The 293-nt window shown below is 59.7% G+C and carries 1 protein-coding gene; it reads left to right on the top strand.

The window, feature by feature from the left end:
- Nucleotides 1-293 (top strand): AMP-binding protein (locus HFD99_RS25140; protein ID WP_167441090.1); only part of this gene is annotated, 293 nt, incomplete at both ends.

A 293-nucleotide genomic window follows, 5' to 3' on the forward strand; every position in this document is an offset into this window, starting at 1 on the left:
GGCCGTCCGACACGTGGACGCTGTTCCACTCGTTCTGCTTCGATTTCTCCGTCTGGGAAATGTACGGAGCGCTGCTGTACGGAGGCAAGCTGGTCATCGTACCGCCGTTCACGGCGAAAAATCCGGCCGATTTCCTGGCGCTGCTGGGCCGCGAACAGGTTACCATTTTGAACCAGACACCAACGTACTTCTACCAGCTGCTGCGCGAGGTCTTGACGGACCATCCGTACGATCTGCGGATTCGCAACGTCATCTTCGGGGGCGAAGCGCTGAGTCCGCTGCTGCTCAAGGGC

This window comes from Paenibacillus sp. EKM301P, assembly GCF_011800295.1.
Classification (GTDB): Bacteria; Bacillota; Bacilli; order Paenibacillales; family Paenibacillaceae; genus Paenibacillus; species Paenibacillus polymyxa.